Raw genomic sequence first — 15,205 nt, 5'->3', positions numbered from 1 at the left:
CGGGCCGCTTCCACCGCGGCGTTGAGCGCCAGGATGTTGGTCTGGAAGGCGATGCTGTCGATGAGCCCCACGATGTCGGCGATCTGGTGCGAGCTGGCCGAGATGTCGTTCATGGTGCGCACGACCTCGGCCACCGTGCGGCTGCCTTCGCTGGCGGCGTGGCGTGCCTGCCCGGCCAGTTCGTTGGCCTGCGTGGCGGTCCGCGCGTTGGCCTTCACGGTGGCGGTCATCTCCTCCATCGAGGAGGCCGTCTCCTCCACGCTGGCGGCCGCCTGCTCGGTGCGCGTGCTCAGGTCCATGTTGCCCTGCGCGATCTCGGCCGCCGCGTGCTGCACCGACTCCACCTGCTGGCTCACGTCGTCCACCAGCCATCGGAACATCAGTCCCAGCTGTCCGACGGCGCGCAGCGTCATGCCGATCTCATCGGCGCGGTTCATGTGCGTGGCCATCGGGTTCTCGCCGGTGGCCACTTTGGTGGCCTCCTCGCGCAGCTGCTCCAGCGGCCGCGCGATCTGCAGCTCCAGCGCCCAGCAGGTCAGCAGCAGCGCCATCGCCACCGCGGTGCTCATCAGCGCCACCGGCGCCGTGCACGACTGCTGCACCCAGAACGCGGCGGCCATCACCGGCACCAGCCCCATGAACGCCATGCGGATGCGCCAGCGCACCGGCATGAGCTGGAACACCGAGGTCCAGGCCAGCAAGCCCGTGCGCAGCAGCACGCCCTTGTGCAGCCTGTGCCGCGCGCTGCCCTTGCGAATCCCGTCGTACAGCCCCTCGGCCGACGCGATCTCCTCGCGCGAAGGCTGGGTGCGCACGGACATGTAGCCCACCGTGCGCCCGTGGCGCACCACCGGCACGGCATTGGCGCGCACCCAGTAGTGGTCGCCGTTCTGGCGGCGGTTCTTGACGATGGCGGTCCACGGTTCGCCACCCTTGAGCGTGGCCCACATGTCGCCGAAGGCTTCGCGCGGCATGTCGGGGTGGCGCACGATGTTGTGCGGTTTGCCCACGATTTCCTCGCGTGCGAAGCCGCTGACCTCGACGAATGCATCGTTCGCGTAGGTGACGACGCCACGCGTGTCCGTGGTGGACATCAGCGTTGCGTTGCTCGGGAAGCGGAATTCCGCTTGGGTGACGGGCTCGTTGATACGCATGAGCAATCCCTTCCAGGGGTGGAGCAGGGCGCCGCCCGGGGGCTGGGCACCCATCAAAGCCGCCACCACACGTCTGGACAAAATCCGCCCGAAGGCCAAGCGCAATGCGCTGACAAATGACCGGCGTCGTGTTGGCGTCCAATATCGAAAAAACCTGATGCAACGGCTTTTCCGACATAACTGCCGCGAAATACTTCAGGCAATGAGTAAATTCGCAGTCACCCTGGGTGACTAAATTTCTTGTTCGAAACAAACGCAAGGAGTAATTCCGCGCGAGCCATGCCGGCTAACCTGAACTGCAAAGCAGTCAGTTCCATTACCGGCCGGATCTCGGCTTGCGGCAGGTTTGCTCCCCCGTCATCCCCATAAAAAAAAGACCCTGTTGGGACAAGAGATTAGCGACCCCCCAATCGGGCGTCAACGGCCTGGGAAGCCTCCCAAGCGCTTATTGCGCCTCCTTAGGGATAATCCGGTGTTGCGCCGCAGCATCCGAATTGGGTGCGGTATTTCGGCTGTCTGGACCGGTTTGTCAATAGCAGGAATGGCAGGGGCCGTGGCCGGAAATCCGGACGGGCAGGACAAATGTCATGCCCAAGCCGGTGCGTGACAAGCACGCCGTTTGCGCGGCGTGTACCGCCTGACGCGCAAGATCAACGAGATCAACCGCGGGCTCATTCAGTCCCCGGCCTGAACGCAGGCCCGCCACCGGTGTCCGGGAGGATGCCGGCGGCCCGCACTGGCTGCCCAGGCCGGCGCAATTTCCCGCACGGGATGCCGCGGGCATGTTGGCGAGGGCAACTGCCGGATTCGGGCTCGACGCAGGACGGCAGGAGCGTCCTGGCTGCTGCCTCAAAGCCAATGAATAAATCCATTGAAGGAAGAGATCGAGCCATTCTCAGAACCTTTCATGACAAATGCAGAGGGCGTCTTGGAAAACCGAAAATCGTTCGGTGTGCTCAGGTCGGAGGTGTAACGCCCGGCTGCCCAGGCAAGGTGCATGAATGCCGGCGAGATTCTTGTGCGTGAGGCACGGCATAAGTTCAAGCGCATGGAGTGCTCAACGGCGATTGGGGTCGTCTGAAATCTTGTGCGTCAGGCGCCTTGGGTTTTATGTCGGCCCTGGTGAAACTCTCTCAGCAAGCGATAGCGAATCGATGCCTGGCCGAGGCGGTGCCCGCGGAGCTGGCGGCAGGGAGGCCGAGGGCGCTGCGTATCATCGCCGCGCCCGTGGCGGGCCCCGGCCCTGCTTGGGCGCCGGGGGGCCGCGCGGCCTTCGCGTCCACCTTCCCCGACTTCCCTCGCTGACATGACTACGCCCACCGAACCCGCCGGCCAGCCGCCCGTTCTCGCCATCGACGGCGCCATCGCCACCATCACGCTGCGCCGCCCGGCGGTGGCCAACCGGCTGGAGCTGTCGGATCTGGACGTGCTGCAGGCGCAACTGGCCGAGGTCAACGCGCGCGAGGAGGTGCTGGTGCTGCGGCTGCAGGCGCAGGGACGGCATTTCTGCAGCGGCTTCAACCTGGGCGAGGCGGGCGAGCACATCGCCACGGCCGCCGAGCGTTTCGAGGCGCTGGCCGCGGCGCTGGAGGCCGCGCGCCCGGTGACGGTGGCGGTGATCAACGGCGGCCTGTACGGCGGCGCCACCGACCTGGCGCTGGCCTGCGATTTCCGCATCGCCACCACGGCGGCGGAGATGTTCGTGCCCGCGGCGCAACTGGGGCTGCTGTTCTACCGCGGCGGCATGGAGCGCTTCGTGGCGCGGCTGGGGCTGCCCGTGGCGCGGCGCATCCTGCTGGCGGCCGAGAAGCTGGACGCGCGGCAGATGCTGGCGCTGGGCTACCTGGACCGCATGGTCGGGCCCGAGGAGCTGGCGCAAGCCGGGCAGGCGTGGTGCGAGCGCCTGGCCGGCATGGCGCCGCTGGCGCTGCTGGGCATGAAGCGCCACCTGAACGGCATCGCCCGTGGCGCGCTGGACACGCAAGCCCTGGCGCGCGACATCGCCCGCGTCAACGCCTCGGAAGACCTGCGCGAGGGCGTGCGGGCGTGGCAGGAGAAGAGGGCGGCGGTGTTTCGCGGGCGCTGAGCCACCGTGCGGACCGGCGCCGACATGGCGCCGGCCAGACCTAGGCTCAGTGCGTGAGCACGAGGTCCGCCAGATCCAGCGTGCTTCACGCCCAGCGGCTCGATGGCGAGCGGTTCATCCACGCTCGCAGCCGCTTCCGGCATGCCGCATGCGTGCTCGGGAAGCTTCATCGCCTGCCTGTTCAGAACCGCCACATTTTCACGCTTCGAAGCTTGCGCAGGCTCACGTGGTGAGCCACCTGGCCCGGCATCATGCCCGTCAGGGAGGCCAGACCATGGATGACATCGCCGCCGGCGACCTGAAGACGATCCTGCATTCGAAGCGCGCCAACATCTATTACCTGGAGCACTGCCGCGTGCTCGTGAACGGCGGGCGTGTGGAGTACGTGACGGAAAAGGGCAAGCAGTCGCTCTACTGGAACATTCCCATCGCCAACACCACGACCGTGCTGCTGGGCACGGGCACTTCCATCACGCAAGCGGCGGTGCGCGAGCTGGCCAAGGCCGGCGTGATGCTGGGCTTTTGCGGTGGTGGCGGCACGCCGCTGTTTGCCGGCACCGAGCAGGCGCTGGAGGTGGCCTGGATCCCGGGCCAGAGCGAGTACCGTCCCACGGAATACCTGCAGCGCTGGGTGCGCTTCTGGTTCGATGAGCACTGGAGGCTGGCCGCGGCCAAGCGCTTCCAGCTTGCGCGGCTGGAGCGGCTGCTGAAGGAATGGACCGGCAACAAGAACCTGAAGGACCAGGGCTTCGGCGTGGACGGCGCGCTGTTGCAGCCACTGCTGGACGCCTCGCGCTCGGCCATCGTGGGCGCGCCGGACAACAACGCGCTGCTGACCGAGGAGGCACGGTTGACCAAGCACCTGTACCGGCTGGTGGCGCAGGCCACGGGACATGGCGAGTTCACGCGCGCCAAGCGTGGCGAGGGGCAGGACGCGGCCAACGGCTTCCTGGACCACGGCAACTACCTGGCTTATGGCCTGGGCGCCACCGCCGCGTGGGTGCTGGGCCTGCCGCACGGGCTGGCGGTGCTGCACGGCAAGACGCGCAAGGGCGGGCTGGTGTTCGACGTAGCGGACCTGGTGAAGGACGCGGTCATCCTGCCGCAGGCCTTTCTCTCGGCCATGCGCGGCCACACCGAGCAGGAATTCCGCCACGCCTGCATCGAGGCCCTGACGCGCAGTGCGGCGCTGGATTTCATGATCGAGGTGCTCAAGGACACGGCGCAGCGCATCGGCCTGGCGGCCGAGGAGGCGGCAGCGCGGTCGCAGCCCGGGAGTGCCGAATGAACGTGCTGCTGATCTCCCAGTGCGAGAAGCGGGCGCTGACCGAGACGCGGCGCATCCTGGACCAGTTCGCCGAGCGCCGCGGCGAGCGCACGTGGCAGACCCCCATCACGCAGGACGGGCTGGACACGCTGCGGCGGCTGTTGCGCAAGACCGCGCGCAAGAACACGGCCGTTGCCTGCCACTGGATCCGCGGCCTGGACCACAGCGAGCTGCTGTGGACCGTGGGCGACGCCAGCCGCTTCAACGCCCAGGGCGCCGTGCCCACCAACACCACCCGCTGCAACGTGCTGCGCGCGCAGGACGAGAACGACTGGCACAGCGGCCAGGACATCGACTTGCTGGCCGCGATGGCGGCCCTGCTGCATGACCTGGGCAAGGCCTGCGCAGCCTTCCAGAAGCGGCTGGAGGGCCGATGGGACGGCAGGAACGACTACCGGCACGAATGGGTGTCACTGCGGCTGTTCGAGGCTTTCGTGGGCGAGGACGACGACGCCACGTGGCTGGCCCGGTTGGCGGGCCCCGAGGCAGGACGACTGGAGGCATGGCTCGGCAAGGACCGTCTGCGGTGCGACCAGCCCGAGAGCGCTTTCCAGTCGCCTTTCACGACCATGGTGAACGCGCCGCTGGCGCAGGCCGTGGGCTGGCTGGTCGTCACGCACCACCGTCTGCCGGTGATGCCGACCACGAAAGACGACGGCAGCCCCGCACCACTGGGTTCAAGAGTCAAGGTGGCCGCGGCCCAGGATCTCAAGGACGTGCTGTTCAAGATCCAGTCCACCTGGAACGAGCTTCCTCAAAGCCCCGACCCGAAGCGGCTCAAGCGCTACTGGGAGTTCGAGCACGGCCTGCCCGTCACCACGCCCCACTGGCAGCGCCAGGCCGCCCGCATTGCCCAGCGGCTGCTGAAGCTCGTGCAGCGCCCGGACCGCGGCGCGGATTACCACTGGCTGCGCCAGCCCTACGTGATGCACCTGTCGCGGCTGACGCTGATGCTGGCGGACCACCATTACTCCAGCTTGAAGATCAAGGATGCAGAGCGGGTGGAAGTGCCCAAGGGCTACCCGCTGCAGGCCAACACCGTGAAGGACGGCCGTGGCGGCCAGACGCTCGATGAACACCTCATCGGCGTCGCGAAAGTCAGCCGCGACATTGCCCACGCGCTGCCGCGCTTCGACGAGGCTTTGCCGCGCCTGCTCAAGTGCCGCGCGCTGCGCCAGCGCGCGAGCCAGGAGCGTTTCAGATGGCAGGACAAGGCGGCCGACCTCGCCGCCGGCCTGCGCGAGCGCAGCCGGCGCCAGGGTGCCTTCATCGTCAACATGGCCTCCACCGGCTGCGGCAAGACGCTGGCGAACGCGCGCGTGATGTACGCACTGGCCGACCCCGTGAAGGGCCTGCGCTGTGCCTTCGCCATGGGCCTGCGCACGCTGACGCTGCAGACCGGGCGTGAGATGCGCGCCAAGCTGGGGTTGGGTGACGACGAGCTGGCGATCCGCGTGGGCGGCGCGGCCAGTCGGGAACTGTTCGAGTACTACGAGGCCGAGGCCGAGAGGACTGGCTCGGCCTCGCGGCAGGATCTGCTGGACGAGGATGCCGACGTGGACTTCAGCGAAGGCCGCGAGGACGGGCATCCGCTGCTGCGCCGTGTCCTGCGCGACCCCAACGCGCGCAAGTTGCTGCTGGCGCCGGTGCTGGTGTGCACCGTTGATCACCTCACGCCCGCGACGGAAAGCCAGCGCGGAGGCCGGCAGATCGCGCCCATGCTGCGCCTGCTCAGCGGTGACCTGGTGCTGGACGAGCCCGACGACTTCGGCCTGAAGGATCTGCCGGCGCTCACGCGCCTGGTGCACTGGGCCGGGCTGCTGGGCAGCCGCGTGCTGCTCTCTTCCGCGACGCTGCCGCCGTCACTGGTGTTGGGCCTGTTCGAGGCCTACCGCCACGGGCGTGAGCACTTCAGCCGGCACCGCAGCGACCGTCCCTCCGGCACCGACGCACCGCCGGCGGTGTGCTGCCTGTGGATCGACGAGTTCGACCGCGTGCAGGCGGACTGCGCATCGCGCGAGGCCTTCGCGCAGGCGCACGGAGCTTTCGCACGCGGCCGGTACCAGCAGCTCGCAAAGCTGGCGGCTACCGAGGCGCGGCGCCGGGTGGAGCTGATCGGGCTGGACCTGTCCGGGGCCCGCGGCGACAAGGCACGTTACGAGGGCTTCGCGAAGCAGGTGCTAGCGTCAGCCGAAACCCTGCACCGGCGGCACGCCGAGACGGACTCCAGGAGCGGCAAGCGCGTGAGCTTTGGCCTGGTGCGCATGGCCAACATCGAGCCGCTGTACGAGGTGGCGCTGGCGCTGTACCGGCTGGGGGCGCCCGAGGGGCTGCGCATCCACCTGTGCGTGTACCACTCGCAGTTCCCGCTGCTGGTGCGCTCGGCCATCGAGCAGCAGCTCGACGCGGCACTCAAGCGGCATGAGCCCAAGGAAGTGTTCGAGCGGCCCGACGTGCGCCCGCGCATTGACGAGTACCCGGAAGCCGAGCACCTGTTCATCGTGCTGGGCACCAGCGTTACTGAAGTCGGAAGAGACCATTCGTACCGCTGGGCCGTGGCCGAACCTTCGTCGCTGCGCTCGCTCATCCAGCTGCTGGGCCGCGTGCGCCGCCACCAGCCCGGGCCCTGCGGCGAGCCCAACGTGCACGTGTTCAGCCACAACCTGCGGCACTTCGAGCAGCCGGGCCGGGCGGCCTTCTGCCGTCCGGGCTACGAGCGGGACGACGGCGAGTTCCACCTGGAAAGCCACGACCTGCGGCAGTTGCTGGACGGGCTGGACGTGGAGCACCTGGATGCCCGGCCGCGCATCGTGGAGGCGGCGCCGCTGCGGCAGCAACTCCGGCTGGCGGACCTGGAGCACGCGCGCACGGCGGCCGAGGTGCTGCCGACGCTGCCGGCGTCGGCCTCGCCGGTGCCGGCAGGACGGCGGACACGCGGCTCGGCGCAAGCGCCGCAGCGCCGGCTCAACGCCGCGAGCTGGTGGTGTGAGCCGCCGCAGGACGCGCTCACCACCGCCTTCCTGCCGCAGCAGCAGCGCTTCAGGGACGACAGCGGAGCGCCGGAAGCGGAGCTGCGGCTCATGCCCGACGAGGAGGGCGAGCGCTATGCGCTGGTGGAGATGGTCGATGAGCGCAGGCGGGGCGATCGCGAGCGGCCCTGGCTGGAAGTCGATGAGGCGCAACACAAGCCTGTGCCGAACGAGGCCGTGCAAGGCCCCGGCATCGCGCCCTGGGGCGTCACGGACTACCTGGAGGAGCTGCAGCGGCTGGCGCAGGAGCTGGAGATGAGCCTGTTCGAGTGCGCCTTGCGCTATGGGGCGGTGACGGTGCCGAGGAACGCCCAGGGCTGGAGGTTTCATCCAGCCCTGGGGTTTGCGAAGGCAGGGGTGTAAGTCCTGTACTTCGCTTGGTCTGCCTATGCGGCAGTAAAGAGGCTTCCAAAGCCACAAGCCTTGTTTGCTCAGCTGCCTATGCGGCAGAGGGGAGATCGTACCGATCTCCTGACCAGGCCCTCAGTTCGATTGGTGAGCCACAAGACTTGTAGCTATGCTGTGTTGAATTCCTCTCTTGACTCAGATACAGTGCCTTACATGTCGGCAAGCACTGCGGCACAGCAGCCTGTATGGGCTGAACTTCAACAACCATGACTGACGATCTCAGGAGGGAAGTCGTGCTGCCTCAAACCTGACCGTTACGCCTGGGCCTGCAGTGAAGGTCCAACCGGTGCTCCGAGAAGTTGCAGCGGAGCCCATGTTTCGCGGCCCAAGGCCGCTCCATCGACGAACTGGACTCCATGCCAACGCCATCACCAACGCGTCGGGCAGAACTGGCTTCGCTCGTCTCAGGCTGGTTGAACGACCGGCTCAAGGACAAGCTCGACGGCCTGCCCGATGACAGCCCCAAACGCGCCGAGCTGCGCCAGCAGTACCAGCCCGGCACCTGGCTCGCCGACGCTGCGCGCCGCGTCTCGCAGCTCCAGGCGGTGACGCACTCGCTTAAGCCAATGCATCCAGACGCAAAGGGCACGAATTTGTTGATTCGCCCTTCGTCCTTGCCCCTTATCTCGTTTGTTGGAAGTCACTGCCTGCGTCATCCGTTTGAATTGGATGTTGTCGGTAATGCAGGTTCGCTTGATGTCTATAAGTTCTTGAAACTGGAATATGGGGGAAAGACGCTCCTTCAGTTGTCACAAGAACGAGATCCAGATCTTGCAGCAGCGCTGTGCGATGACCTGAGCGTCGCGAATTCTCTATTGGCTGCTTTTGCAGGCTTGACCGAGCCGAGAGGAAAGACTTCAACCCATACGACAGCTAAGCAGGTTTATTGGCTGATTGGTGACGACGTTTTCAGTGAAAACTCCTACCACCTATTGGCACCGCTGTATCCAGCTTCGTTGGTTCATCAGCTGTATTTGCAGCTTCAGCAGGATCGCTTTGGTGAGGTAGCGAAGGCTGCACGGGAGGCGCGTCGTGAACGAAGATTTTCGGAGCAGCCGGTACATGAGTATCCCAATCTGGCAATACGAAAGCTTGGCGGGACAAAGCCACAGGTCATAGGTCAGCTCAATACTGAACACCGAGGTGACAGTCCTCTACTCGCCTCCCTGCCACCGAAATGGCTTAGTAAGCCCGTGCGTCCGCTGCTGCGAGTGGAAACCCTGTTCAAGGTCTTCGGTTACCGGGAACAGGTCCGCCGGCTGGTGCCGCAGTTGCGTGCGTTCCTGGAAGTCGAGGTCAAAAAGAACAAGGAAGCAAAAGAGCACCGCGCCAAGTTGGTGGACCTGCTGGTGGAGGAATTCATCCAGTTCACCGCCGAGCTGCGCAACCTGCCCGAGGGCTGGAGCCAGGATGCTGAATGCCGCCTCGGCGAGGCCGAGAAATGCTGGCTCGACGCGTCGGGCGTGCCCGAGGAAGAGCGGCTGCCCATCGACACCGTGACGGAGCGCATCGCCGCCGGCTTCGCCAACTGGCTCAACGCGCAGTTGCGCGGAAAGCTCGACTTCGCCGACCCGGAGTTCAAGGAGTGGCGCGACTGCGTGCTGGCGGAAGTGAAGGCCTACGACATGGAGGTGGCATATGAGTGACGTACCGCAGGACGCCACCGGCTGGCGCCGCGCCGTGCTGTTGTTGCCGCGGCTGCGCATCCAGAACGCCAACGCCATTTCCAGCCCGATGACCTGGGGCTTCCCGGCGATGACGGCTTTCCTGGGCGCCACGACGGCGCTGGAGCGGCGTCTGGGCCCCGATGCGGGCATCCGCTTCTACGGCGTGGGCGTGGTCTGCCACGGCTTCGAACCCCAGGTCACCACCGGCGGCCACACGCGCAGCTTCCGGCTCACGCGCAACCCCATCCTGCCCAACGGCAACACGGCGGCCATCGTGGAAGAGGGGCGTGTCCACCTGGACGTCACGCTGGTGCTCGACGTGGAGCTCTCCGGTGTGCACGCCGCCGCCAAGGTGGACGCCGTGGACGAGCGCAAGGCGCTGGCCGAGCGCATCGCGCACGTCGTGCAGGGCATGCGCATCGCCGGTGGCAGCGTGATGCCGGCGCTGTCCGGCGGACGCCGCGCCGCCCCGCCGCTGCTGGAACTGCTGGCCGAGGAGGGGACGGATGACGCCAGTCAGCAGTTCCGCCGCCTCATGCGCCGCTGCCTGCCTGGCTTCGCGCTGGTCGCGCGTGACGACCTGCTGCAGGCGCGGCTCCAGGCGCTGCGCGAGGCCGACGTGGATGCCACCCCGCTGGACGCCTGGCTGGACCTGTCGCGCCTCACGTTCCGCGCTCATCTGGTGAAGCACACCAAGGCCGACGGCAGCGTGGACGAGCGCGTCGAGTGGCGCACCGACAGCCGCGACGGCTGGCTGGTGCCGATCCCGCTGGGCTTTGCCGGGCTCTCCGCCCTGCACGAGCCCGGCACGGTGGCGGGCGCCCGCGACGCCACCACGCCGCTGCGCTTCGTCGAAGGCGTGTACGGCATCGGGCAGTGGATCAGCCCGCACCGCCTGCGCCGCTTCGAAGACCTGTTCTGGTCCGCCGACTACGACGAGGCGCTGAACCTGTACCGCTGTTCCAACGGCTTCAAGCCGTCCCCTTCCGCTGTTCCCTCCACCGCAGTTTCCGAATCCTGAATCCCGCAAGGAGCCTTTGACCATGGCCACCAAGACCGCCGACGCCGATCTCAAGACCGCTTCCGTCCTGGCCTTCGAGCGCAAGCTCGACCCCTCCGACGCCCTCTTCAGCGCCGGGCGCTGGGAGCAGCGCGACACCTCGCGCGACTGGGCCCCCGTGCCGGTGCGCACGAAGTCCGTGCGCGGCACGATCTCCAATCGCCTCAAGACCAAGGACATGGACCCGGCCAAGCTCGATGCCCAGATCGAGAAGCCCAACCTGCAGACCGTGGACGTGGCCGCGCTGCCGGCCGATGCCGACACGCTCAAGGTCGCCTTCACGCTGCGCGTGCTGCAGGGCGCGGGCACGCCCTCGGCGTGCAACAACGCCGCCTACCAGGCCAAGCTGCGCCAGACGGTGGAGGGCTACGTCAAGGCCCATGGCTTCACCGAGCTGTCGCGCCGTTACGCCCACAACCTGGCCAATGGCCGCTGGCTGTGGCGCAACCGCACGGGGGCGGAAGAGGTGGAGGTGCGCATCGAGCACCTGGTGCAGGGCCGTGCGGACAAGACCTGGACCTTCGACGCCTTGAAGCTCTCGCTGCGCCACTTCGACGCGCCGGGCGAGTTGACGGAAGCCCTGGACGGTGTGGCGCAGCTCATCGAGCAGGGCCTCTCGGGCGAGTCGCACGTACTGCTGGGCGTGACGGCGTTCGTGCGCGTAGGCGGCGGGCAGGAGGTGTTTCCGTCGCAGGAGCTCATCCTCGATCGCACCAACAACGACAAGAAGAGCAAGACGCTCTACAAGGTGGGCGAGGTGGCTGGCGTGCACTCGCAGAAGATCGGCAACGCACTGCGCACCATCGACACCTGGCATGTGGAGGCGGGGCCGCTGGGCCCGATCGCCGTGGAGCCCTACGGCTCCGTGACCACGCTGGGCAAGGCCTGCCGCCAGCCCAAGGCGAAGGACGACTTCTACAACCTGCTCGACAACTGGCTGCTCAAGGACAAGGCGCCTCCGGTGGAGCAGCAGCATTTCGTGATGGCCACGCTGATCCGCGGCGGCGTGTTCGGCGACGCGGAGTGAGGCGCGGCGATGCTTCACTACGTGGACATCGAGTTGCTGCCCGACCCGGAATTCCCGGTGCATCAGCTCATGGCGGCGCTGTACGCCAAGCTGCACCGGGCGTTGGCGCAGGGCGCACACGACGCGATTGGCGTGTGCTTTCCCGGCTATGACGAGTGTGTACCCACCCTGGGCAGCCGCATGCGGCTGGTGGGGCCGGAGGGCGAGCTGGCGCGGCTGATGGCACAGGACTGGCTCAAGGGCATGCGCGACCACAGCCAAGTGCTGGGCATCGCGCTGGTGCCGGCGTTGGCTCGGCACCGCACGCTGCGCCGGGTGCAGGCCAAGAGCAGCCCGGAGCGGCTGCGGCGGCGGCTGATGAAGCGCCAAGGCCTGGACGAGGTGCAGGCGCTGGCGCGCATTCCGGACGCCGCGGCCGAGCGGCTGGCGCTGCCTTTCGTGGTGCTGAGCAGCATGAGCACGGGCCAGAGCTTCCGGTTGTTCCTGCGCCAGGGGCCGCTGGTGCCAGAGCCCCGGCCCGGCAGCTTCAGTGCCTACGGGCTGAGCACCACGGCCACCGTGCCGCACTTCTGACCCTTTTTTCCGCACCGCGCGCAAGTGCCTGATGCATCAAGCACTTGTGCGCGGCCGTCTGAAAAGGGTCAAAAGGGGCCGAGAGCCAGAAAGATCTTTAACAACTTGGACTTAGACTTCAGAGGTGCTTGTGAACTGCCGGATAGGCAGCTGAGAAATGCCCTCCATGCAAGGCAGGTGGGGCGCCGGTGTGAACTGCCGGATAGGCAGCTGAGAAAACGTCGTCCCACTCGCAGCCGTCCCACTGCGCGTGAACTGCCGGATAGGCAGCTGAGAAATGGGGAATACCGAATGAGCATGACCACGCCAAGTGAACTGCCGGATAGGCAGCTGAGAAATCAAGGGCAGCGTGCAGATCCAGGCCGCATGGGTGAACTGCCGGATAGGCAGCTGAGAAAACGGCTACTGACCGGGCATATCGCCAAGAGGGGTGAACTGCCGGATAGGCAGCTGAGAAATTGCCGGCAAACCCGGGCTTGGGTTGAAAACGGTGAACTGCCGGATAGGCAGCTGAGAAACGCCACGGTGAGCGTGCACGTGCCGCCAGCCAGTGAACTGCCGGATAGGCAGCTGAGAAATGGGCGCGGATAGCCCGCTGCTGGCGTTCGACGTGAACTGCCGGATAGGCAGCTGAGAAAACGCCGAGCCGTCCGGGGCACCGGCCACGTACGTGAACTGCCGGATAGGCAGCTGAGAAATTGCTGCCCAAGGTCCACCAGCCGCGCGCAGAGTGAACTGCCGGATAGGCAGCTGAGAAACTATCCGGAAAGCTTGGAATCGGCCTGAAAACGTGAACTGCCGGATAGGCAGCTGAGAAATTGATACGAAACAGCTCCCACAGCCCGGGGTGGTGAACTGCCGGATAGGCAGCTGAGAAAGTGGTTTGCGGCGGCACCGGTTCCCCCGAGGGGTGAACTGCCGGATAGGCAGCTGAGAAAAGCGTCACGGCGCCGGTGGCGGCCAGCGTGCCGTGAACTGCCGGATAGGCAGCTGAGAAAAGCGTGGCCAGCGCACTCGCGGCCAGGCCGATGTGAACTGCCGGATAGGCAGCTGAGAAATCAAGCTCGGCCGCGGTCAGACCAGTGGCGAAGTGAACTGCCGGATAGGCAGCTGAGAAAGTCATGGCATTTTCGTAATACGCCGTGCCCTTGTGAACTGCCGGATAGGCAGCTGAGAAAAGGGCGAAAACGACCGCAATGCAGCCGCTGGTGTGAACTGCCGGATAGGCAGCTGAGAAAATGGCCGCATCCGTGGACGGGTCGATCTCGCAGTGAACTGCCGGATAGGCAGCTGAGAAAGACTCCAGGCGGCGGGCCATTGCGGCGCCCATGTGAACTGCCGGATAGGCAGCTGAGAAAACGGCTGCGCAGGTTTTCGATCAGGTATTGAGCGTGAACTGCCGGATAGGCAGCTGAGAAACGAGTGCGGCCGCAATGGATTCGGAGCAGAAAGTGAACTGCCGGATAGGCAGCTGAGAAATTGCCGGCCGTGGCCGCCGGGTCCATTCGCGGGTGAACTGCCGGATAGGCAGCTGAGAAAACGCAGAAAAACCGTGTTCCAGCGCAGACGGTGTGAACTGCCGGATAGGCAGCTGAGAAAAGACCTCGGTACCGTTGACGTAGAGAGCGGCATGTGAACTGCCGGATAGGCAGCTGAGAAACTGGATGCCGGCCAGCGCGCGCAGGTACTCGGGTGAACTGCCGGATAGGCAGCTGAGAAATCTACGCCGTGCGGCACTACGCGACGAAAACAGTGAACTGCCGGATAGGCAGCTGAGAAACATGGAGACAGCGCTTGGCGGCCGCGGTTCTCGTGAACTGCCGGATAGGCAGCTGAGAAAAAACAGGCTTGCGATGGACGACAGCAGTGCGAGTGAACTGCCGGATAGGCAGCTGAGAAAAGGCCGGCGGCTTGGTCGCAGCATCCGCCACCGTGAACTGCCGGATAGGCAGCTGAGAAATACCGGGCGCAGCACGGCGTATCGGCTGGCGCGTGAACTGCCGGATAGGCAGCTGAGAAATTTTGGGCGGCTGGTGGCAGACACCGTGAATGGTGAACTGCCGGATAGGCAGCTGAGAAATGCAGCTGGTGGCGAATCACGCGAGGTGCAAGGTGAACTGCCGGATAGGCAGCTGAGAAAATCGGAACTCATGGTCCACACGTCACCGTCAGGTGAACTGCCGGATAGGCAGCTGAGAAATATCTGACGGCCCACGGCTACTGACCGGGCATGTGAACTGCCGGATAGGCAGCTGAGAAAATGCGCGAAGCCTGGGAGCAAGGGGCGGGCGGGTGAACTGCCGGATAGGCAGCTGAGAAACTCAAGCCTCGCGCTACCGCCTGACCGCCCGCGTGAACTGCCGGATAGGCAGCTGAGAAATTGCCCTTCTCGCGCAGGTAGTCGAGCTTGAGGTGAACTGCCGGATAGGCAGCTGAGAAAGCTGGGCGATTGCGGACGCTGCCGGCCAGGTGGTGAACTGCCGGATAGGCAGCTGAGAAAATCGTCGACTCAATGCGCGTCTCGGCCACGGTGTGAACTGCCGGATAGGCAGCTGAGAAAACCACGCGCTTCCATGCGCTCCAGGTGCTCTTGTGAACTGCCGGATAGGCAGCTGAGAAATGCCCGCCGCAATCGAGGCCGCCATCCTGGCCGTGAACTGCCGGATAGGCAGCTGAGAAAGCCGGAAGCGCTGAAGGGTGACTGACGGGCATGTGAACTGCCGGATAGGCAGCTGAGAAAAGCGCCTGGGCTCCGTTTGTCACCGAGGTGCTGTGAACTGCCGGATAGGCAGCTGAGAAATCAGCCGCATCGGCTGCAGTCGCAGCAGAGCCGTGAACTGCCGGATAGGCAGCTGAGAAATACCGCTGGTCCCG

At 66.0% G+C, this 15,205-nt stretch carries 9 protein-coding genes and 1 CRISPR repeat array (1 of these 10 cut by a window edge); of the genes, 8 read left to right on the top strand and 1 reads right to left on the bottom strand.

Annotated features, from left to right (window positions below):
• Window positions 1–1,154, bottom strand: a 1,154-nt coding sequence (locus tag Q0741_RS05320; protein ID WP_298232153.1) for a PAS domain-containing methyl-accepting chemotaxis protein, incomplete at its 3' end; no start/stop codon positions are given.
• Here Q0741_RS05320 and Q0741_RS05315 point away from each other — a divergent pair.
• The 8 genes from Q0741_RS05315 to cas6f all read left to right on the top strand — a co-directional run bounded on the left by Q0741_RS05315 (window position 1,153) and on the right by cas6f (window position 12,331).
• Window positions 1,153–1,389, top strand: coding sequence for a hypothetical protein (locus Q0741_RS05315; RefSeq protein ID WP_298232152.1), 237 nt, complete (start codon window positions 1,153–1,155; stop codon window positions 1,387–1,389). The two genes, Q0741_RS05320 and Q0741_RS05315, sit on opposite strands and share 2 nt — an antisense overlap.
• A gap of 1,071 nt (window positions 1,390–2,460) precedes the next feature.
• The gene (locus Q0741_RS05310) at window positions 2,461–3,240 is read left to right on the top strand and encodes an enoyl-CoA hydratase/isomerase family protein (protein ID WP_298232151.1); all 780 of its coding nucleotides are present in this window, start codon (window positions 2,461–2,463) and stop codon (window positions 3,238–3,240) included.
• A gap of 274 nt (window positions 3,241–3,514) precedes the next feature.
• On the top strand, window positions 3,515–4,528 hold the full coding sequence (gene cas1f, locus Q0741_RS05305) for a type I-F CRISPR-associated endonuclease Cas1f (protein WP_298232150.1): 1,014 nt from the start codon (window positions 3,515–3,517) through the stop codon (window positions 4,526–4,528).
• Window positions 4,525–7,959, top strand: a complete 3,435-nt coding sequence (gene cas3f, locus Q0741_RS05300; protein WP_298232149.1) for a type I-F CRISPR-associated helicase Cas3f — start codon at window positions 4,525–4,527, stop codon at window positions 7,957–7,959. Before cas1f ends, cas3f begins: the two co-directional genes overlap by 4 nt.
• 401 nt (window positions 7,960–8,360) lie before the next feature.
• On the top strand, window positions 8,361–9,650 hold the full coding sequence (gene csy1, locus Q0741_RS05295) for a type I-F CRISPR-associated protein Csy1 (protein WP_298232148.1): 1,290 nt from the start codon (window positions 8,361–8,363) through the stop codon (window positions 9,648–9,650).
• Complete coding sequence (csy2, locus tag Q0741_RS05290; protein WP_298232147.1) at window positions 9,643–10,692, top strand: type I-F CRISPR-associated protein Csy2; 1,050 nt, start codon at window positions 9,643–9,645, stop codon at window positions 10,690–10,692. The genes csy1 and csy2 overlap by 8 nt, the downstream gene beginning before the upstream one ends.
• 22 nt (window positions 10,693–10,714) lie before the next feature.
• Window positions 10,715–11,758 carry a type I-F CRISPR-associated protein Csy3 gene (csy3, locus tag Q0741_RS05285; protein WP_298232146.1) on the top strand — a complete coding sequence of 348 codons (1,044 nt, stop codon included), beginning with the start codon at window positions 10,715–10,717 and terminating at the stop codon, window positions 11,756–11,758.
• Between the two features lie 9 nt (window positions 11,759–11,767).
• Window positions 11,768–12,331: a type I-F CRISPR-associated endoribonuclease Cas6/Csy4 gene (gene cas6f, locus Q0741_RS05280; RefSeq protein WP_298232145.1), complete on the top strand. Its 564-nt coding sequence runs from the start codon at window positions 11,768–11,770 to the stop codon at window positions 12,329–12,331.
• A gap of 130 nt (window positions 12,332–12,461) precedes the next feature.
• A CRISPR array of direct repeats spans window positions 12,462–15,205; the repeat unit is 28 nt; unit sequence GTGAACTGCCGGATAGGCAGCTGAGAAA; it runs 2,927 nt beyond the window's last position.

It is taken from the genome of uncultured Azohydromonas sp. (assembly GCF_937926365.1).
In the GTDB taxonomy this organism is placed as follows: domain Bacteria; phylum Pseudomonadota; class Gammaproteobacteria; order Burkholderiales; family Burkholderiaceae_C; genus Azohydromonas.
The sequence above is the reverse complement of the archived record's forward strand: the minus strand, read 5'-3'. Positions and strand labels throughout refer to the sequence as shown.

Bases quoted from the DNA above. Each gene is read 5' to 3' on its own strand.
- cas6f (WP_298232145.1), top strand. From the start codon at position 11,768: ATGCTTCACTACGTGGACATCGAGTTGCTGCCCGACCCGGAATTCCCG.
- csy2 (WP_298232147.1), top strand. From the start codon at position 9,643: ATGAGTGACGTACCGCAGGACGCCACCGGCTGGCGCCGCGCCGTGCTG.
- Q0741_RS05315 (WP_298232152.1), top strand. From the start codon at position 1,153: ATGAGCAATCCCTTCCAGGGGTGGAGCAGGGCGCCGCCCGGGGGCTGG.
- csy1 (WP_298232148.1), top strand. From the start codon at position 8,361: ATGCCAACGCCATCACCAACGCGTCGGGCAGAACTGGCTTCGCTCGTC.
- csy3 (WP_298232146.1), top strand. From the start codon at position 10,715: ATGGCCACCAAGACCGCCGACGCCGATCTCAAGACCGCTTCCGTCCTG.
- cas3f (WP_298232149.1), top strand. From the start codon at position 4,525: ATGAACGTGCTGCTGATCTCCCAGTGCGAGAAGCGGGCGCTGACCGAG.
- cas1f (WP_298232150.1), top strand. From the start codon at position 3,515: ATGGATGACATCGCCGCCGGCGACCTGAAGACGATCCTGCATTCGAAG.
- Q0741_RS05310 (WP_298232151.1), top strand. From the start codon at position 2,461: ATGACTACGCCCACCGAACCCGCCGGCCAGCCGCCCGTTCTCGCCATC.